The sequence below is a fragment of the Candidatus Zixiibacteriota bacterium genome (assembly GCA_035380245.1).
Taxonomy (GTDB): domain Bacteria; phylum Zixibacteria; class MSB-5A5; order GN15; family FEB-12; genus DAOSXA01.
The window spans coordinates 636,607-657,734 of the sequence record DAOSXA010000002.1 but is presented as its reverse complement, the minus strand read 5'-3'; the positions used below and the strand labels follow the sequence as shown (position 1 = coordinate 657,734).

Below are 21,128 nucleotides of genomic sequence, written 5' to 3'. Positions count from 1 at the left end.
CCAGTGGATATAATCGCGATTATTGAAAGAGCGAGAAACTATAAGAAGAAAGCTGCCAGGCGTCCGGCTCGGAATAAACCTCTCAAGGAATACTCCGGGAAAACTCCGGCCCAGCTTGCTAATATGATGCGTTCGATGTTGACCGCCCGCCGGATCGAAATGGAGGAGAAACTTCTCCTGCGTAAGGGCTACAACCGTTTCTTTATCGGCTGCGGGGGCAAGGAACTGGCCGATGTTGCCTTTGCCGACAATCTCAAACTGACCGATCCGCAGGTCGGATACTACCGCAACAAAGCCTTCGATATGCATCGCGGGGTGAGCATCCGACAAAAAATGCTCGAAGCAATCGGTGATCCCCGGGCCGAATCGACCGGCGGCATGATGATTCCGGCTCACTCGGCTTATCCGGAACTGTCGATCTTACCGCAGGCTTCGCCTACCGGTTCGCACGCCATGGAAGCGGCCCATCTGGCCGGCGCCATGATTCACCCGTCTAAAGTATCCCGACAATCGATTTATCCCGGTGGGGCTTATCCGAAGGACGGCGTGACCTGGTGCGGGATCGGTGAGGGCTCGACCTCTTCGCCGGAATTCGCGCGGGCTGTGTTCTACGCCGTATTCGATAAAGCTCCGATCGTGTTCGCTATCTACAACTGTGGCTGGGCCATATCGGTCTCGGTCGAGGAGCAATTTCCCGAGGGGGATCCGACCACTCCGTTCGAGGGATTTCAGCGTTTCGGTCTCAAGATCTTCCAGATGGACGGTACCGATGTCAAAAACTCTCTATCGATAGCTGAGGAGGCTATCGAATATGCCCGGAGTGGTAAAGGGCCGGTCCTGATGAATGTCCGCGTTACCCGGGAAGGCTCTCATTCCGGTTCCGACGACCAGTCTTTCTATATGGACCCGCTGGAGGTTGAATGGCACACCAAGAACGACTGCATTCTCAAGACGGTCGATGACTTCCTGGCCGAAGGTATAATGACCGGTCGGGAAATAGTCGACATGTGGGAAGGAATCGACAAAGAAACCACTGAGATGTCGGCAAAAGCGGTCGCTGAATTTCAACCCAAAACCATCGAACAGGTCAAGGCTGCAGTCAATAGCTACAGTTTCGAAGAGGCAAAACAAACCTGGGAGAAATACCGCAAAGCCTCTAAGGTAAACCGTGAGGCCAGATTCAAGCAGTTCGCCGAAAAGGGATATTATCCGATCCCCGATCTGCCCGAAAAAGCCGGTCCGATGACGATGCGTTTCGCAATCAACAGGACGTTGTTCGATTTGTTCATGCTGACCGATGATGTCATCATGTTCGGTGAGGACGTGGCTGATTTCTCCGGAGCAATGGCTCATGACCTGGCCAAGCAGAAAGGTATGAAAGGGAAGGGCGGCGTGTTCCTTGTTTCCAAGAACCTCCAGCGTGAATTCGGCAATGATCGCTGTTTCAACACGCCGCTGGACGAAGCCGGTATCCTGGGGCGAGCCGTGGGACATGCTTATCAGGGGCGTCGACCGATACCCGAGATTCAGTTCCTTGACTATATGTCGCCCGGCTATCAGATCCTCAAAGACCGCATTGCCACCGCCTACCAGCGCTCCAACCGTCAATGGCGAATGCCGATGGTCATCCGCACCACTTACGGCGGTTATAAGCAGGGTGCCGGGTCGTTCTGGCATTCTGAAGGCAATCTCGGGACCTGGATGAACATCCCCGGTTTGTTGATCGCCGTTCCCAGCAATTCCTACGATGCCGCCGGTTTGCTTAAGACTGCCTGGGCAACCGATGATCCGGTTCTGTTCTGTGAGTCGGTGGCGCTGTACAACCGTCGCGACTGGGAAGGTGTCCCGCTTGAAACGCCGGTGCCTGATATCGATGAACTCATTCCCTTCGGTGTGGCTCGTACTTACAACGAGGAGGCCTCTGACATCGGTGTCATTACTTTCGGCGCTACGGTGCCGATGTGCCGCAAGGCGGCGGAAATAATGGCCGACAAGGGAGTCAATGTTCGTATCGTGGATCTCCGAACAGTTCGTCCGATGGATGAGGAGGCGGTTCTCAAGACCGCTCGCGACTGCGGGAAAGTTTTGGTCGTAACCGAAGATCGATTCTGGGGCGGAGTCGGGCCGACGATTGCCTCGCTCATTACTCGCGGTGAAGGGATATTTACTCTAGAAGCACCCGTCAAGCTGGTCACCGCCCTCGATTCACGGGTAGCTTACGGTCTCGACGGTGATGCGATCTGTCTTCCGTCAGTTGACAAAATCACCGAAGCGCTCGAAGAACTGCACAGCAAATACTGAAGCTGCTCCGGTACCATAAGCGCGGCGGGAGATTTCTCCGGCCGCGCTTTACTATTGGTGAATGAACGGGAGTCCGTCTATCAGCTTATTTCTATCATCCGGCGCCAATAAGAAACGATAAGCGACCACCGCGGCAATAAGAACCACTATAGCTACTTCGGCAATGAGACTGAGCCAGCCGTCGACAGGCCATAACCAGGTTAACAGGATACCGACCGGTGCTGCCGCAGCCAGGGCCATACCGCCCGGACGGAAGATATTCCAGAGGATTTTCCAATGGGTTGTTCCCAATACAGAAGCAAGCAACGCCGGGTAGAGGGTACTGTACATGGCAATTTGTGGGATGATGGTTGCCAGCGCCATCCCGAGCAAACCGGAGCGCGGAATCAGCACGATGGCGAGGACAATTTTAGCCGCCGCTTCACAGATGAGACTGTACAAGAGGTAGCGATGTTGTTCGATTCCGAACAGGACGGAATTCCCGACTATCTGCGGCAGAAAAAGCGCCGAACCACAAGCCAGTACAATCATAACCGAAGCTGATTCGGCAAATGCCTCCGGTAACCAGAGATCGACGAACGGCTGGGCGAAAAGGATCACCAGAGTGGAGATGGTGAACGATGCGAACGCGATGTAAGCTGATCCGCGGAAATAGAGCCGTCGGACTCTATCCAGATCGGATGTGCTTTCAATATGGGAAACCGCCGGCGCCAGCGGGGTGGCCGCGCCGTTGATGAGATTGCGCAGGTGCAGGAACAACTGAGCCCCGGGGTGGTACACCCCTGCCGCAGCGGTGCCGCTGAGGACGCCCAGCAGGAACGAGTCGGTATTGAAAATAACCAGCCAGCAGATAACGATCGCAAATGAAATCCAACTGTATCCGAACAACATCCGCCCGGTTTCGCGATCAGCCTCACGCCAGCCGAATTTTATTTCAGGGAAGGCACGTCTAAGCCACCAGAACGCGATCAGATTGCGGGCGATAGTCGTCCCCACAATTACCAGCGCCAGCGCCACCAGCCCGTATCCGGCCGATAGCAACCAGATCATCAGCCCTACGCGAACTATCTCCTCGCCGATACTGATGAGATTGTGCATGTCGTAGCGCTGGAAAGCTACCAACGATCCGCCGTACGGTAAGAAATAAAAATTAAAAGCCAGATACACGGCTAATATCTGCAGGGCGGTTTTCCCTTCGGCCAGCAGGTTCGGATCGGCTATTTTGAAGATGTGAAAGAAAAACTCAACGAAGATGAAGAGCCCGATGGCAGCCAAACTGCCGACTATCAGGTAGAGCACCCCCGAAGTTGCAATAACGCGTGATACGCGACCGAAATCTCGTTGACTGAGATACTTGGATACGAAACGGATTATCGAAGATGTCAGGCCCAGGTCGAGCAGGGAAAAATAATTAATTGTCTGAAACAGGATCACCCATAACCCATAACGAGAATCGCCCCATTGTGAGGTAATGTATGGGACGAAGAGGAAAGTTATCGCCACCCGGATGGCATAACATGTCCAGGAGCTGTAAACGTTACGGATGTACTGTGGCCCGATTGCCGACAAAACCTCTCCAATCCAGTCGCTGATGCGACCCGATCATTATTCTAACGGCTGGAAAGTAAATGATCGTGCTAGATAATTCAAACTTGAACTGATTTGATTTCAACGACTGTTTCAAGGAGAGGTAAACGTAAAGACCCTTGGAGTCGAGTTTGTTTGACAATCGCTGTTCGTGTTTTTGGATAGCCTTGCCGTTATTGGTGTTGATGTTGGCGTTGTCGGCCTGCCGTAAGCCAACCGGAGTGTCGGCTGATTGTGCGTTCGATGCCGGTATGATTATTCCCGCTCCGGTTTACACCTATGACCTGGTGCCGAATGGTCCTTTTCCGGGGGATCGTAGCAACAACTCACGAATTCTCACCGTGGTCCTTGATAACAGCGGTAATGTTACAGGGCTTGAATCAGATGAGTCTGCTGACTCCGCCTGGGTTCGATATCTTGGACCATCATTAAGCGGATATCGGTTTACTCCTCCGCCGACGGCTCCGTTCAAATTGGCCGCAATCGCACGGTATTCAAAGGGAAGAGAGCAATTTTCTTTTTCGTTCCCGGTTGACAGCACTTGCCGGGCAGTTGATCAGGATCTGGTCAATATGACTCTTCACCTTAACGGTTTTGAACCGGCGGGAATAAGGTCTTTCCCCAAATACTCCTGTGACCTGGGACCGGATAATCCGAACCGTTCACGACGATTTATTCTCTTTCGACTTGCCCTGGACAGTGCCGGGAGATGCTCGGAGGCATCTCTCGTCTCGACCGATTATCCGGCCTTTGTCGGCCAGTTGACTTCCGCCGTTCTTTATGCCGAATTCGAGCCGGCTCGTTTCGAGGGGCGGGCAATAGAGTCACACCCTTATCTATTAGTTTCGTTTTATCCCTCCAACCGGCGTCCGATGTTGCCTTTCAACGACAGTACTGAAGCATTAATGTCATTTCATGAACGTCGGGCACTTACGATTCTCAATGACACCAGCGGTATCATAATTAAGCCGATTCCCCGGATAGTGCCCTACGACACCCTTTCGGTTATGGGACACTCCGCTTTTCATAAATATAGCCTGACTCTTCCGCTTCATATTGACAGTATGGGGACTGTCGTCTTAACCAATTGGAAGGGAATACCCAAACTGGATAGAAATACGATAAAGGAGATATTGACCTCAATGAAGTTCTTCCCGGCGTTGGATGTCGAAGGACGTCCACGGGAATACGAGGGGCTGGTTACCCTGGAATTTTTAGGCAATCGCCGTGTGAAGCTGATGTACCATTGGCTACAAGTAGGCTAATAGAGCCGAAATCCGGCTGTTACGTACGATTCGTACGAATCACTCGCATATCGCTATGGCTGTTCACCTCTCGCTGTAACATCAAGTCATTCATAGGATAATGTTCGATTCTCGGTCCGAACGCGGTGTTTTTCAACGCATTTTCTGCGCCTTCTGCGTAGTCAGTGACGTGCTAATTATTTAGCGGGACCGCAACGTATTCGCCGGTAACGGCTTAACTGCTCGTTAATTATGCGTCATTATTTCAGGCATTGAAATTGTGATACATCGGGCCGTTGGCGTGTGTCCATGAACCTGTCCTTCGAACGGAAGATTTCTTCGCAACGGCGGTATAAGAGTGAAAGGTGGTTATTATGGCGAAGGCCACTAAAATAGTCAACTTTGTCACGTCGCTGATTATGATCGTAACCGCGACCTATTTACTGGCTTTCTTTACCCCGGTTTGGAGTTGGTACCTACCGGCTGGTATGTTGGTTTGTATGTCGCTGACGTGGCTCGTTGTGAGAACCGCCTGGAGGGTAAGAAAGTCACGGGAAATGAGCCTTTTTCATAGGGAAAACGGCTCCCAAATAATCCCTTGACATTGCCCGAAAAGTATGTTTTTTAAGCAGTTGTTTTGAACGTGTTCGAGAGGAAGTTGCTTTGCGAAAGAGACTTACGAAATTATTCCCGGTATTTCTGATCTTACTGTCCGCAGTCGTTTCGACGGCATACAGTCAGGTTATCGACGACGACAATATCCTTAATGCCCTCAACACGGGGGATACGGCGCGAGCTATTGAATTGCTCAACGGCGCCATTGCCGCCGACCCAGGTTACCATCGCAATTACTTTGCGCTTGGTCGCATTTACTATGAGCGCGAACAGTGGCAAAATGCTAAGGAGCAGTTTGAGACAGCCTATGAAAAGCGCTCCAAGGACTATGAAAGCCTGCTCTATTTTGGTCGGACGCAGATCAATCTGGGTGAACTCGACGATGCCGAAAAGACGATGCAGGAAGGGATCAAAAAGTCCAAGGATAACCTTTCCGGGTTCGAGAACGGACTAGGTCTGGTATATCTGGCTCGTGGTGAATATCAGGACGCCGACAAGTATTTCCGTAAGGCGATTGCATCGTCTGAGGCTCAGGAAGAGAAGACGATCAAGGATCTCAACACAAAGAAATTCGAAAGCGAAGAAGAGAAGCAGGCCACTCTGGAAGCGGTCCGTGAGACCGGCATGAAAGAGCGGGCGGAGTATCATATAAATCTCGGTGATGCTAATTTTTATCAGGGTATTCCGGCCCTGGCGATCATCGAGTATGATCTGGCGTTGCAAATCGATACCGCTTCTACTGAGGTTTATTTCCATTGGGCTGAAGCCTGTATCGAGATGAAAGACTACACTTGTGCTATTGAGAAGCTCAAGGTCGTGCTTCAAAAAGACAGCACTTATGCCCCGGCCTGGATGCGTGCGGGTGGTATTTATTTCAAGGCGGCTCTTTCGACCAGAACACGAGATGAACGTAAAGCTCGTTTCATCGATGCGATCGGTTCTTATAAACGCTATCTGGAATTATCGAATGCCCAGCCCGACAGCCAGCATGTGCGTGTGTTTTTCGAATTGGCCATGGGCTATGCCAATGTCAGCGGTCATGAAGATGCCTGCCAGTACTATCAAAAGGTTCTTGATATCCCTTATGAACCTCGCGACATCTATTTCCAATACGGCAAATCGCTCTGGTATATTCAAGACTGGGCTAAAGCTCGCGAAATGCTTCGTAAGCAGAAGGAGTGGGTTGAAGCTGACCCCGATCGCGCTGAACAAACCAAGGTGTCGGATGATGAGTACTACCAGCTTTTAGGGGATACGTATTATTACGACAAAGACAACCGGAATTTCACCAAGGCATCCGAATACTACGAGAAATCGATTCAGCTCAATCCCAATCAGAAACGGGTTGTTTATAATCTGGCGATAGCGCTTCATCAGGATCGTCATCTGGTGAAGGCCTTGTCGTATTACCAGAAGCGTCTTGATCTGGAAATGGATGATAAAGTCCTCAAGAATGCCGGTTATTGCGCCATGTCCATTGCCAATCAGGAAATGGGGGGAGGCGCCGATGAGGCGGTGGCTCTGGATGATCTCGAAGGTATTGAAGGGAATGAGGACGCGGTTGATGTCGATACCCCCGATCCGAATGTCAATTACTACGAAGTAGCTGCTGATTATCTGCAGCAATACCTTGAAATCAAGCCTGATGATGAATCTGTGATCCAGAGAATCGCACAGATTTATCTGTATCACTTGTCTGACTGCGCTCGTGGCGTTGAATGGTACGAGCGTTGGTTGCAGATTAACCCGAACTCCTGCGAGGCGCTTCGGTCTCTCGGTTATGCCTATTTCGGCGGTGTCTGCAGCCCTAAGAGTTACACCAAAGCCCTGAGCTATTTCCATAAGGCATACGACTGTCTGACCAAGGCTGAAGGTGAATGTGCCGATCCCGGTCTGACACTCTATATAGCCCAGGCATACCACCTTCGTGCCGTCGATAAGAAGGACGGCGCCGGTGATGATTTCAAGCAGGCGAATACCTGGTACAAGAAGGTTTTGAAATGTGAGCCGGGTAACACCGACGCCAAGAAGGGCGCTGATGACACTAGCTTTGAGTTTTAACGATAAACATATCTGACTGATATAATGTCTGGGAGAATGAATGGCCGAAGAAGAGAAAAAAGCCACATCAAATAAGCAGACAATCTCAGCAGATCAACGATTCAGGTATATCGGTTTTGAGGTATTTCCTCACAAGCCGAAAGACCTGTTTAAGTCTGAAGCTGAGAAACAGAAGTTGGTTGACGCCATCAAAGCCAAACGGGAAAGTGGCGAATCGTTGCGCGAAGAGTGCACACTCCTTGAGAGTCGTGTCTCGATGAGCGATCGCATTATTGCCACGATTGCCTGTTTGGTGATGTTCGCATCGATCTTCATCCCCTGGTATTCCGCTTATAACGAGGTGGTGCAGGAATCGCACGTAGCGTCGGCTGAGGCGCCGGCTGACAGCCTTATGCAGCCAGACAGTCTGGCTTTAGCGGCTGCCGGTGACTCCTCGGAAATTGGCGTAGCGATTGGCTACGAAGAACCTCCCGCAGAGGTCCTTGAAGAGGACACCGGTGAACCTCCGATGGATGCCCTGGAGGAGAATCCCGGTGTTGCCAGCACGTCGACCTCATCCAACGAAGAGGTCATCCATGGTTATATAGCCAGGAAGAAAATAACCAAGGAATACGAACGATTGTCCGGTATCGGTTCTTTTGCCGCATTGGGCTCAGTCGGACCGCTGGTTTTCGGCTCCGGTTTTGCTGCGGCGGTGATCGCCATAGCGTTGATGATTGTAACGATCCTGAGCATTTTTCTGCCGGTTTACACTCTGTACGGATTGTACGGCTTTAAAGGAACGGCGGATGAAAGAGCTCTTAAATTGAAGAAGATCCTTCGCCTCAATTGGTTGCCGTTGCTGCTCTTTTTGCTGACGGTGATTCTCTCGTTCTTTGGAGGCGATTACGGCTTCGATCCGACTCAGTATTTCGATAGTCTCGGCAAGGCCTTTGGCCCGGTGAGCTATTTCGATACCCTGAGTTGGGGTGTGTTCGTGTCGGTTGCCATGTCTTTACTGGTGGCCCTAAAAGGTGTTGAAATTTAATAAGCTAGTCTGGAGGAAATATCTGTGGTTAAACAAACGATTTTCGTAACGGTAGTGGCCATTGCCGCCTTCGCCATAGGCTTCGGTCTTTGGTATGGAGTGTTCCGTACCTCCGAGGTTCCGATCGTGCATTCGATCTATAAGGGCGGCCCGCTGGTCGTGTTGCTCATAATGGTTCTTATCATGTTGCTTTCGTTCGTTATCGAGCGCTATTTTTCACTCTACGGCGTCGCCAAGGGCAAGAGTTCCGTACAGGTGTTCTTCAAGAAGCTCGTCATGCTTATCCAGAATGACGATTTCGACGGCGCCCTGGCTGCCTGCGACAAGCAGCGCGGTACTACCGCCAACGTTCTCCGGGCCGGCATTGAGCGCTATCGCGAGGTGAAAGGCCAGCAGATGGAAGCCGAGCATCGCATCGAGCTTACTCAGAACGCGATTGAGGAAGCCAACGCTCTCGAAGGTCCGCTGCTTGAGCGTAACCTGATCGCCTTGTCGACTATCGCCTCCATCGCCACCATGGTCGGTCTGCTGGGAACGACGATCGGTATGATTCGTGCCTTCGCCGCCACCGGTAACGTTGAAGGTGGTGTTATTGATGCGCAATCGCTGGCTACCGGTATTTCCGAGGCGCTGGTTAACACGGCCGGCGGTCTTATTTCCGGTATTCTCGGCATCTTCTTCTATAACTTCTTCGTCAACAAGGTGGACGCGTTCAACTACACCACCGACGAGGCCACTTTTGAAGTGATGCAGATCTTGAAAGAAAAAGAAGGGATATAATAAATGTCTGGCAAAAGAAGAGTGTCAATCAGGATCGATATGACCCCAATGGTGGATATCGCCTTCCTGCTCTTGATATTCTACATGGCGACAACTCAGTTCAAGCCGCCGGAAGCACGTGCCGTCGAGCTGCCGCGATCTCATTCGCAGATCGAACTGCCGGACAAAGACATCATCAACGTTACCATCACCAAATACGATTCGATCTACGTTGACTGGATCGAAAAGGTGACGATTAACATCGACGGAGTCGACGTTGAGACGAATGGCCGCGTCGTGCGCACGGTAGACAAATACACTGTCGCTCCTGAAATTCTCCGCGCTCGTGGTAAGAATATCAAGGCGCTGGTGATTATTAAGGCGGATAAAAGAGCCAGCTTCGGGGTTATGCAGGATGTTATGAAGCAGATGCAGGAAAACCATTTGGAACGATTCCTGATCATCACCGATCCCGAAACCGATGTCGAGGCCGGCTAAGCTTTTTTGAAAGAAAGTCATCCGATGACCGTATATAGATTAGAGATATCCGCTGGAAGGAGAGTGATGGTAAATGGGCGGTGAAGTAGCAGAAAGAGCACCAAAGGAAGCGAAAAAAGGTCTTAGACGACCTAAGCGAAGAATCGCCATCCGTATCGATATGACGCCGATGGTGGATATCGCCTTCCTGCTCCTGATTTTCTACATGGTTACGACGGTATTCGCTATGCCGCAAGCCATGGAAATCAACTTGCCGCCGGCCGAAGAGGATAGCCTTCAGGTAGAGGTGAAAGAGTCCAACCTGTTAACCGTTCGTGTGGACGGCGAAGGGCGCTATTGGTGGAACCTCAAGCGCGTGACTCCGGAGAACCTCCCGAAGCTAATCCCGGCTCCTGAAAATCAGGCGGACAGCATAAGGCAGAACTTCAACGGTCCTGCTTTACGGGAGATTTTGGTGCAAGAGAACCAGGCGAATCCCAAGCTCAACACGCTTATTCTGATTAACCGTGACGCCACTTACTCCGACATGGTCAATATCCTCGACGAGATTGACGTGATCGAACGGTCGTGGAACACAACTCTGGCTAAGCAGTTGAAAAAGGAAGTGTCTGATCTCACCAAGGAAGACGGCAAGTTCTCATACCGATATGCCATCGGTGAATGGGAAGATGCCGATGATCGTAAAATAGCAGCCGCAATTCAGGCTGCTCAGGCTGGAGGTGAGTTGTAATGTCTGTCAATTCCCTCTATTCACAGTACGGTGCCTATGCAATGAAGGCGCGCTATCAGCGCAACTTCCTGTATGGCATCGGCATCACGGCTGGTACGGTTGCCGCTATTTTGTTGACCTTCTGGATCATTTCATTGATTCCCGAAGAGGAAGTGATTTTAGCGGCTCCTATTAAGACCATTACCACCGTGGCTGATTTGGGACCTCCGCCGAGTATTGCTCGTAAACCTCCGCAGGTTGCCGTGCAGGCCCCTCAGACCGCAGCGCCCAAGGTCGGTATCCCAAAACCAGTGGCGGACGACGAAGTTATCGACGATGACGTTGTCCTCGCGACCAAGGACGAGTTGGCTGAGATCGTTGCGCCTGATGTGGTGACCGCGGCCGCCGGTGAAGATATCGTCGTCGATATCGCTGAAGACGATTACCTGCCGGCTCCGGATGAATTCGTGGCTGTGGAAATCTACCCGGAGATGATTTTTAACAATCCTCCGGAATACCCCCGCTTTGCAAAGACGGCCGGTATCGAAGGTACCGTAGCGGTTCAGGCCCTGGTGGGCAAGAACGGCAATGTCCTCGATGCCCGCGTCGGCAAATCCTCCGGCACGGCGGCGCTCGATGATGCCGCGGTGCAGGCCGCGTACGGCTGCAAGTTCAAACCCGGTATTCAGAACGGCCGACCGGTTGCCTGCTGGGTTACCTACGCCGTCGAGTTTGAGATCGGTAAATAGTCCAGTCAATCTTGGCTGATTAAAATAGCAGGTTGCGGGCATCGCCCTTTCGAAAGGGAGGTGCCCTATGACCAGACGCGTACAACAGTCGAGAGCCACAGAACAAACCCCCGCCAATGCACGCCTGACTTCAGCGTTCAGGATGAAGTCGCTATACCAGCGCCACATGCTGTACGGCATGCTGGCAGCCTCCCTTGTGGTATGTCTGCCGACGATTATCGTTGCTTTCTGGCCTCTTCCGGCAACGGTTCTTATTGATGGAGTTCAGGATGATCCCCTGGTGCCGGGCGGACAAATCGAAATCGTATGGACGGATTATCCTCTTCGTAATGAACCGCCTCTGGTTATTCCCGCCACCGGACCGGGTCGTCGTGGAGCACCGGGAATGGGCAATCTGGTCGACAATGTGATCCTGGTCGACGACAATGTTGAGCTGAACAACGACGGTCTCGGTTTCGGAGGAGCAGGCGTGGGGGCCGGAGATATCGAATACGGCAACGATGATCCGTTACAACCGGGCGGTGGTGGCGGCGTCTATGTTCAGGATACCACGACGTACGAGCTGTTTTCAGGAGTTGATCAGCCTCCGGAGTTGATCGACATGCCGTTGCCGGAATACCCTTCGGTCGCTCAACGGACCAGGATGGAAGGGAAGGTTATCCTGCACCTTCTGGTCGATCTCAACGGGCGGGTCGTTGAGGTCAGGGTGTTTGCCGAAACCAACCCCAATTTACCTTTTGCCGAAAACGCTATTGCCGCAGCCAAAAGAGCGGTGTTCCGACCGGCTTTCCATCACGGGCTTCCGGTTCGCTGTTGGGTGTCAATACCGGTCGAATTCGAGCTTCGTTAACCTTATAGATGGTTATCGGTTCCCAAGAGGCCTTCCCGGGGATTTTGCTCGGGAAGGCTATTTTGTTGTGATATAACGCATTATCGGTTGTAACGGGGATGTGAGAGGGATTTCCTCAGACGCCGGCTAAAAAACTGCTTGACACCTGCACAAATGTGCACTATACTGGATCGCGATCAACTTGGACCCCTTTTCAGCCGGAGGTTGATAGACATGGAAAGCAGCTCTCGAATTACCTCTTACAATGAGACCGACCTGGATTACAGCGCCGTTTTACAACCCGTATCGGGCGAGTTCAACACGGACCTCAAGGACGAGTGTTTCTACCACGATGTGGCAACCTGTCCGGAATGCGGTGCCGGGATGATCAGACAAGGTACTTGCACTAGCTGCCCGCTTTGTGGCTTCGGAAGCTGTGGCGGCTGATGGGGGAGCGGTGCGGATAGCGGATTTGACAGATTACGGTATTCCCGAGCGGATCGTGGAACGTTGGCAGAGGCTCTGTGACGAGGGACTCTTGCCGGTGCAGGTGAGAGCTGTTCGGTCCGGTCTTTTGGGCGAACCCCGTCAGGACGGCACGCCCGTTAATTTGATCGTGAGTGCTCCGACCTCGTCCGGGAAATCGTTCTGTGCTGAGATGGCGGTTATCAAGGTCCTGCAGAGCCGCCGCCGAGCGGTATTGCTGTTTCCGCTGCGTGCTTTGGCCGAGCAGAAATATAATGAGTTCATAGAACGCTATCATGATCTGGATCTGCGCTGTTTGATCGTCACCGGCGACCATCCCGAGAGTGACGAGAATTTCGCGAGCGGGCAATATCATGTTGCGTTCGCCATCTATGAAAAACTGGACCGGCTTCTGACTCGCAGTCTCGATTCCCTTGCCGGGATCGGGCTGGTTGTTATCGACGAGTTGCAATCGGTCGCGGAGCCGGGACGGGGGGCATTGCTCGAGCAGTTGTTGACCCGGATCGTCGCTTCGTCGTATACCCCGACGTTGTTGGGGTTGTCGGCAGTCATTGCCGGGCGTTCCACCTCTGCGGAGCGGCTGGCTGACTGGCTTGGGGCTACTCTGGTCGAGGAGTTCAGCCGTCCGGTTGATCTGTTTCGAGGTGTGGCCGGCGACGGTGAGTTCCACTATCGTTCCTATAACAGCGGCTCCGAGGGGACCGAGCTCATGGAATTCGATTCGGGACAGAGCGATTTGTTTGAAGCTCTTGTGCGTCACCTGAAGGCTTCTTCCGAGCAAGCGTTGATCTTTCTCAAATCGCGCCGCGAGACGATCCATACCGCACTCCGAGTGGCGGCTGAAGTTTCCTGGCCCGGGGCTTGTGATGCCGTTGAATCGTTGGCCGACGAAGAGCCCTCGTATCTCATCCGTTCGCTCAAGCAATGCCTCGGGCGAGGTGTGGCCTTTCACAACTCGGATCTTTCTCCTTTGCAGCGTCGTGTGGTGGAGGATGCCTTTCGTGCGGGGCAGGTACGCCTCGTGGTCGCTACGACAACTCTCGCCATGGGGGTGAATCTTCCCGCCGATACGGTATATCTCGAAACGGTTAAATACAGCACCGGTCAATACGGCGCACAGCCTTCGCTGGTGCCGATTTCCAGGGCGGAGTTCGAAAATATCAGCGGTCGCGCCGGAAGGCTGGGACAATCCCGGGACAAGCAACCGGGACGAGCGATGGTGCTCGCCGATTCTGAGTTCGACCGCGACATTCTCTGGGAAAACTATATCGCCTCATCTCATCCGGAGCCGATTGAGTCCGCGCTCGCTTCCCGGCCGTGGGAGGACTGGCTGCTCAACGGTGTTGTCTGCGGTCTGATTTCCGATCGGAATTCCGCTCAACGACTGTTCGGGTGCACCTTTTTGGCCGCCACGGCTCCTGCGAGGAAGCGCCCTGATTTTGACGGTTTGATTGCCGTGCTGGCCGAGGAGGGAATGATTGAGGTCGATAGAGAAGGGCTGTTACAGCCGACTGCGCTCGGAAGAGCTGCCGCCACCGGCGGTCTCACTGTTGCCCAGACACTCTATTTGATGCATCGCATGGAGTCGTCTCAGCCGGAGACGATGTTCGGTTGGACCGCCCTGGTGCTCGGTTGTCCGGACTGGGATCATCCGCCCGGATTGATTAGTCGCCTCGAAATGAGCCAGTCGGCGCCGTTGCGGACCTTGTACCAATTCTATGACGATCAACTCGCCGAGGCCGGATTCGTACTGCCGTACGGGGATTTTCGCAGACCGTTGTCGTATCGCTCGACTGCGGCGCTTAAGGCTCTTCTGTTGCTTGAACAATGGCGTCGCTTTGAACCTGTCCTGAAATTGGAGGAACGGTTCCAGTTGCACCTCGGACAAATTCTGTCTTTGGGGGAGAGTGCCGGCCACCTGTTGCTCGGCCTGGCTGCGATTATCGAAACCACCCGCCGAGGTTCCGCTCTGCCGTCGCGACTCCGGCGCCGGGTCTTCAGTCTGCGACATGGCCTTCCGGACGATCTCCTTTCTTTGCACTCCCGCGTGGGAACGGTGCTTAACCGGTGCGATATGGCGGCTCTGTATCGAGAGAAGGTAGACAGTTGGTCGCAACTCTGTCACCTGGAGACTCCTGATCTGGAGCGGCTGATACCGGGGGAGAAGAAAAAAAAGAGATTGAAAGAAATGATTGATAATTACAGAAAGGAGTTAAGCATGAACAGGGCTTGTGAGTCTGCGGTTATGGACCGGACCGGGCGGTTGCCGCTAATTACCGAACAGCCGGAAATGATCGAAGTCGACGGCAGCTATGAACATGAACGGTATCTCATTCGCATCGATGGTTTCCCCGTGCGGTTGACCGGGAAATCGTTCAAGTATTTTGTCAAACTGGCCAATAAGCGCCTTCAGGATGAGGCCGGCTGGGTCTATAAGGAAGATATTGAAGTAGGGTTCAATCAGGCTCGTTATCTTTATCGGATGAAGAACGAAATCTACGACAGCTTCACCTCGGCCTGGCCGGTGGTTGAAAACAACCGGCTTGGTTATTACCGGCTGAACATTGACCCGTCCCGGATAAGGATCAATCGTGACCGTCTTCGGGAGCATCCCGATTGGGAGGTGCGTTCGCTGATGCTTGCCCCTTCATCCGAGAAGCCGAACTGACCTGAACATCGACGGATGTCTTTTCAACGCTACCGCGATCCGGTTAAAAATTATAGTCTTAAGTAGCGGGCGGCTTTGAGTCGTCCGCTTTTCAGTCCTTAAGCAAACATCCCGGCGTACAGTCTTTTAATACTATCCACAGGAAAGGTATACGGTTGTTTTACAAACGCATTATCCCGGAACCTTTGATTGTCTAATAAGTAGAAGTTGGTCATAAACTTACAAAATGCTGAAGTCCGGCGTTCAGGCTGCGACAAATCGACCGATATTATAGAAAATGAGCCGACAAAAAATCATCCAATCAGAGTTTCGTCTGCCCCGACTGGCGGTGGACAAGAGTGCACAGTTTCCGGTTCTGCGTTTGCAGACGGCTGTGCTTTTCCCCGAAACGCTTTTGACCATTCGGGTGCGTCGTAAAGAGAGTCTGCAACTTCTCGACGACTGTGCCGGAGCCAATCGTCGGTTCGTTGCCACTTATTCCCCTGAGACTTCCGGAAGCGAAACCGTCAGGAAGTTCTATCAAGTGGGACAATTCGCCCGTGTTCGCGACAGCCGCGACAGCCGTGGCGGTTCTCGTTTGATTACGATCGAGGGCCTCGGTCGGGCAGCTATCGACGAAATCGTTTCCAGTCGTCCTTATCTGGTTGCTACCGCCTCGGAACTACAGCAACCACGTGAATCGCAGAAGCTGATTCGCTCCCACGTTGCGGCAATAATGTCAATGGTGGGGGATATCATCGCGGTCGATCCGACCTATTCCCTGGAACTTCTGCACGGACTTCGTGTCTATCGTGATCATCCTTCGCATCTGGCCGATCAGGTGGCCGCCAGTATGCATTTCTCACTGGAAGACAAGCAGGGACTCCTTGAAGCTTGTGAATTGAGACTCCGTTTTGAACGTTTGATCGGTTGTCTGAGTGCCGAACTGGATCGACTGACGAGTCTAAGAGTGTCGTCGTTCTCCGGTCCCACCAGCTCAAAGCCAAAACAGGCCGCTCCGTTGACTGAATCGATAGAGACGGACGCTTCGAAATCGGATGGAGATATCCCCGGTGAGATCGCACGAATCAAGCAATTCGCGCATGAGGCAGAACATATTCCGCCGGAAGTCAAAGCACGTGTGACCATAGAAGTCGACCGGATCAGACGGCTGTCGCCGGCCTCGGCCGAGTACGGTTTGACGAAGAATTACCTCGACTGGTTGATGTCTCTGCCGTGGGGACGTGTATTAGGTGAAAATTACGAGATCGCTGAGGTTGAAAAACAACTTAACGCCGAATACTTCGGTCCCCGGACTATCAGGGATCAGGTATTACAACGGCTGGCGGTGAGACGTTTGTTGTCCGGCACCGATGAAAGCCCGGTGCTTTGTCTGGTCGGAGCTCCCGGTACCGGTAAAGCCTCACTGGCTAAAATCATCGCAAAAGGCATGGGGAAGGAATTGATTCGTCTTTCTGTCGGCGGTGTGACCGATATCAGCGAAATCAAAGGCACCCCGCGCACGTTTTTAGGGGCTATGCCGGGAAAGATGATCAGGGCTCTAAAAGATGCCAAGTCACTCGACCCGGTAGTGCTGATCGAGGATGTTGATTACTTCAATGTCGATAACGATGCTGCCGTCAACCAGTCTCTGCTTGAAGTGGTTGACTATCGATATAACTCCCGTTACCTCGACGAGTATATTGGATTACCGATAGATCTCAGTAAGGTTTTGTTTATCTGTTCGGTGCGGTCATTCGAGGAGATTCCTGAGCAATTCGTGCCACGGTTCGAATTGCTGGAAATCCCCGGTTATATCGAACGCGAGAAAACCGCCATTGCCAAACGACATTTGATCCCCAAACTGCTCAAAAAGCATGGAATTCTTAAATCGGAATTCCGTGTCGCAGATAAAACTATCTCACGGATCATTAACTCCTACACGCAGGAGTCCGGTCTGCTGGGGCTTTCACAACAGATGGAGAAGATTTGCCGCCGGGTGGCTTTGGAGAAAGTTGAACACCGACGTAAAACCTGGACTGTCTCCGAGGACAAACTGGAAACCTATCTGGGGCCGGCCATGTTCGTTCCCGAGAAAGCCGGAGTTCTTCCCGAGATAGGTCTCGCCACCGGCCTTGCCTGGACCGGCAGTGGTGGTGATTTGATGTTTATCGAGGGGCTCAAGATGAAGGGGGAAGGACGCATCACAACCACCGGTTCACTCGGTGAGGTAATGCGTGAGTCGATTCAGGCCGCCCATTCTTACGTACGTAGTAAGGCCGACATGCTCGGTATCGACTCACAGGATTTCAACGAGTTCGACATTCACATTCATTTCCCGTCGGGGGCGATTCCCAAAGACGGTCCCTCAGCCGGTGTGACGGTCTGTCTGGTAGTAGCTTCGATCATGTCCGAACGCCCGATTCGCAACGATATTGCCATGACCGGTGAAGTCACTTTGCGCGGCCGTGTGTTGCCGGTGGGCGGCATCAAGGAAAAAGTTTCGGCGGCGTTCCGGACCGGTATTCATCATGTCGCGATGCCAAAGGAAAATGCGAAGGATATTAAGGAATTACCGCGTGAGGTTCTTCGCAAGACCAAGTTCACGTTTATCGAACGAGTGGATGAGTTATTCGAGCTATGTCTGATGGATTTTACCCCATCGTCGTTCACTCTCGAAAAGATTTTTGCCGAAGAGATCGCCAAAGCCAAGAAAAAAGCTCAGCGATCAAAGAGGAAAAGCACAACGTCGTCTCGTAAACGTAGTGCCGGGAAAGCCGCACGTTCACGCAAGAACGACTGATACAGCATTCTATCTTTGTCGCTAACAAGTTTTCGAATAACAGCTTAGCGTGGCTGCTAATACAATCCTATCCCAATTATCCTTGACAATGCTCAACTGAGCGTGTTATCATAACATTGATTAGGGCGAGTTAGGTTTCTGGGCAATTCTGTCCCAAGGTCTCGCACGCGTTTAGTGGGTTGATCAACGTTTAGTTATTATCAATTTGGGTGAGTATTGACTGTATTGGTCATACTACTCGGGTTGACGAACTTGAGTTCGAAGCGGGGCGTTGTTACCCGAAGCGGGTCATACTTGCAAAGAAAATACATTCATCAGAATAATATCGAGTTTGTAACGGACATCGGCTCGATCGTTAATCCAAGGAGGCGTAGCGCATGAATAGGATTGTTGCACTTGCCGGTCTGTGTCTGGTGCTCCTGCTGGGAGCTGCGGGCATTCATGCCCAGGAGTTCGGATTTGTGGACACAGTCGCTTTTGAGTTCTCAGTGGTTCCGGATGTTGCCACTAACGAACTTCATCTTCAAGCCGATTTATGGGTGTTCTCAGATTCCAACAACGTGTTAGGCTCAACCATGGGCTTTTCCTGGGATAATCCCAATCTTCAAATGGACTCGGCTGTCGGTTCATCGTTGACAGTCGATAATTTCGAAATCGGCCCATATTTCTACGACGGTAATAGTTTGGCGACGACCAACACCAATCAGCGTTTTGTGTTTTCCGGTTCGATCATGTTCGGAACCGGGATACCTCCTGCCGATGGCCGCCGTCATTGGGCTACGTATTATTTCACTTTGTCCGACTGGAATGCCACCGATCAAATCAATCTCGATACCCTTGAGTTCGGACCTTCATCGATTTATAAATTCGTAGCGGGTAACGGAGGTGGTGATTACTTCCCGATCTGGGAAGGACCTTACACGATCTATGACAGCAGCTACACCCCATCGGTAAATCTGATTGTCGCTCCCGACTCGCTTCATTTCGAGGCCGTAGCGGGTGGTTCCAGCCCGGCTTCGCAGAGTTTCTCGATAACCACCGACGTCAGCTCTACCGATGTGACGTTGACCGAAGACGCCGGGTGGCTGGTGCTCAGCCCGATCATGGGAACGACGCCGCTGACGCCCATGGTTTCGATCAATATCATCGGTCTGTCTGCCGGTCAGTACATTGACACTATTCTTATCGAGTCGGCCAATGCCGTCAACTCACCGCAACGGGTTGTGGTGACACTCGATTTGCAAGAACCACCACCGGTGATTTCAGTTTCGCCGAGCGCCCTGTATTTTAATGCTATTGCCAATGGCGATAATCCGACACCGAAAACCCTTGTAGTCAAGAATTCCGGCGCCTCGGTGCTCGACTGGACTATTACCAATACCGAATCCTGGCTCAGCACCAGTCCGAGCAGTGGGACGGATTCGACTAATGTCACGGTTAGTGTCGACATAACCGGTCTGGCATACGGCAGCTATGTGGATACACTGATCGTATCCGATCCCAACGCCACCAACGATCCGGTGAAAGTGCCGGTATCACTTTCGGTTGGTTCCGATTTGCCTATAATAGAAGTCGATTCCGCTTTTAATACGATCATCGTCGATGTGCCGGTAGTCAATATCCCCGATCGCACTATCCGCATTAAGAACGGCGGTGGCGGAGCTCTTAACTTCTGGCTGGAAGAGTCTTCCAGCCGCATCATGACAATGACCCCATCCAGTGGCGCTGCTGATCAAGATGTCGTTATTTCGTTTAAAATCCCCGGCGGGACGGTTGGTAACGATTATTACGATACGATCTGGGTAAATTCAAACGAGGCGATCAACAGCCCCTTCCCGGTTGAGTTTTATTTCCACTACATAGCAGAACCCGCCTGGGTTAACGCCAATCTGTCGACAATGAACTTATTCACCTACGAATGTTCGCAGGGATATTTCGGAATACCACAGCCGGTCAATCTGTTGATTTCGAATTTGGGCGGCGACAATCCCATGCCGTTCAATCTGCTGTTTGAAACCGAGTACTTCACCGTAAGCCAGACCAGCGGAACAGCTCCGGCAACCATTGTAGTGACGCCCCGTGAATTACCGTTGTCTGCCGGTACTTATCTCGATACTATCCTGGTCGAAGCACCAAACGCCATCAATAGCCCGGCATTTATCCTCGTGCAGTACAATGTGATCGAAGGAACCGAAACGCCACAGATTATCCTGCCGACATCCAGTTATGTGATACCGACCCAGGAGAATAGCGGACCATCACCGGATGCGATTGTAGGAATTTTCAATCGTTATGGTGGATGTATGCCCTGGTCGCTTGTTGAGGATATTGGCTGGCTTTATCCCAGCACTACCTCGGGTGATGTGCCGGCTACGGTTATTTTCAATGTCAACTCCACCGGTTATCCTTTTGGGGAATATGTGGATACGTTCTATATCGATGCCCCGGATGCTTCTAATTCACCAAAACCGGTGTCGCTTAAGATGCGCGTGTGGCGATTCCACGGTGATGTCGATTATGATGGCCTGATCACTATCAAAGATCTGGTTTATCTGGTCATGTACATGTTCTATGATGGTCCCGCTCCTCAACCGACGTTGGTTGTCGGCGATATGAACTGCAACCTGGTGATCACGATAGAGGATCTCATTTACCTGGTTGATTATATGTTCAATCAGGGACCCATCCCGTGTGGTAATCCATATTAGCGATTCAAATAGCTGTGTGTTCAATCGCCTCCGGACAGATGATCCGGAGGCGATTTCTATTTTAGATCCCGGCGGCTCAGTTATTGCTTTTATTAAGGACGTTGT

General features: G+C 52.1%; 14 protein-coding genes. 13 read left to right on the top strand and 1 reads right to left on the bottom strand.

Annotation, left to right across the window (positions count from 1 at the left end; translation table 11 throughout):
* Positions 1–3: 3 nt before the first annotated feature.
* Positions 4–2,301 carry a thiamine pyrophosphate-dependent enzyme gene (locus PLF13_07950; GenBank protein HOP07207.1) on the top strand — a complete coding sequence of 766 codons (2,298 nt, stop codon included), beginning with the start codon at positions 4–6 and terminating at the stop codon, positions 2,299–2,301.
* Positions 2,302–2,352: 51 nt separating this feature from the next.
* Here the strand turns inward: PLF13_07950 and PLF13_07945 are convergent, their stop codons facing one another.
* Positions 2,353–3,870 (bottom strand): oligosaccharide flippase family protein, encoded by a 1,518-nt coding sequence (locus PLF13_07945; GenBank protein HOP07206.1) that lies wholly within the window; start codon positions 3,868–3,870, stop codon positions 2,353–2,355.
* A gap of 185 nt (positions 3,871–4,055) precedes the next feature.
* Between PLF13_07945 and PLF13_07940 the strand changes: the two genes are divergently transcribed.
* The 12 genes from PLF13_07940 to PLF13_07885 all read left to right on the top strand — a co-directional run bounded on the left by PLF13_07940 (position 4,056) and on the right by PLF13_07885 (position 21,023).
* Positions 4,056–5,153: a hypothetical protein gene (locus PLF13_07940; protein ID HOP07205.1), complete on the top strand. Its 1,098-nt coding sequence runs from the start codon at positions 4,056–4,058 to the stop codon at positions 5,151–5,153.
* 642 nt (positions 5,154–5,795) lie between these two features.
* Positions 5,796–7,808 (top strand): tetratricopeptide repeat protein, encoded by a 2,013-nt coding sequence (locus PLF13_07935; protein HOP07204.1) that lies wholly within the window; start codon positions 5,796–5,798, stop codon positions 7,806–7,808.
* A gap of 40 nt (positions 7,809–7,848) precedes the next feature.
* Positions 7,849–8,835, top strand: coding sequence for a hypothetical protein (locus tag PLF13_07930; GenBank protein ID HOP07203.1), 987 nt, complete (start codon positions 7,849–7,851; stop codon positions 8,833–8,835).
* Between the two features lie 24 nt (positions 8,836–8,859).
* Positions 8,860–9,615 (top strand): MotA/TolQ/ExbB proton channel family protein, encoded by a 756-nt coding sequence (locus PLF13_07925; protein ID HOP07202.1) that lies wholly within the window; start codon positions 8,860–8,862, stop codon positions 9,613–9,615.
* 3 nt (positions 9,616–9,618) lie between these two features.
* Positions 9,619–10,092 carry a biopolymer transporter ExbD gene (locus PLF13_07920; GenBank protein HOP07201.1) on the top strand — a complete coding sequence of 158 codons (474 nt, stop codon included), beginning with the start codon at positions 9,619–9,621 and terminating at the stop codon, positions 10,090–10,092.
* Positions 10,093–10,165: 73 nt separating this feature from the next.
* On the top strand, positions 10,166–10,822 hold the full coding sequence (locus PLF13_07915; protein ID HOP07200.1) for a biopolymer transporter ExbD: 657 nt from the start codon (positions 10,166–10,168) through the stop codon (positions 10,820–10,822).
* Positions 10,822–11,550, top strand: a complete 729-nt coding sequence (locus PLF13_07910; protein HOP07199.1) for an energy transducer TonB — start codon at positions 10,822–10,824, stop codon at positions 11,548–11,550. The genes PLF13_07915 and PLF13_07910 overlap by 1 nt, the downstream gene beginning before the upstream one ends.
* A 67-nt stretch (positions 11,551–11,617) precedes the next feature.
* The gene (locus PLF13_07905; GenBank protein HOP07198.1) at positions 11,618–12,400 is read left to right on the top strand and encodes an energy transducer TonB; all 783 of its coding nucleotides are present in this window, start codon (positions 11,618–11,620) and stop codon (positions 12,398–12,400) included.
* Positions 12,401–12,613: 213 nt separating this feature from the next.
* The gene (locus PLF13_07900) at positions 12,614–12,826 is read left to right on the top strand and encodes a hypothetical protein (protein ID HOP07197.1); all 213 of its coding nucleotides are present in this window, start codon (positions 12,614–12,616) and stop codon (positions 12,824–12,826) included.
* Entirely contained in the window at positions 12,801–15,533 is a 2,733-nt protein-coding gene (locus PLF13_07895; GenBank protein HOP07196.1) for a DEAD/DEAH box helicase, read from the top strand. Before PLF13_07900 ends, PLF13_07895 begins: the two co-directional genes overlap by 26 nt.
* Before the next feature lie 277 nt (positions 15,534–15,810).
* Positions 15,811–18,315 carry an endopeptidase La gene (gene lon, locus PLF13_07890; protein HOP07195.1) on the top strand — a complete coding sequence of 835 codons (2,505 nt, stop codon included), beginning with the start codon at positions 15,811–15,813 and terminating at the stop codon, positions 18,313–18,315.
* A 377-nt stretch (positions 18,316–18,692) separates the two neighbouring features.
* On the top strand, positions 18,693–21,023 hold the full coding sequence (locus PLF13_07885) for a hypothetical protein (GenBank protein HOP07194.1): 2,331 nt from the start codon (positions 18,693–18,695) through the stop codon (positions 21,021–21,023).
* Positions 21,024–21,128 lie beyond the last annotated feature (105 nt).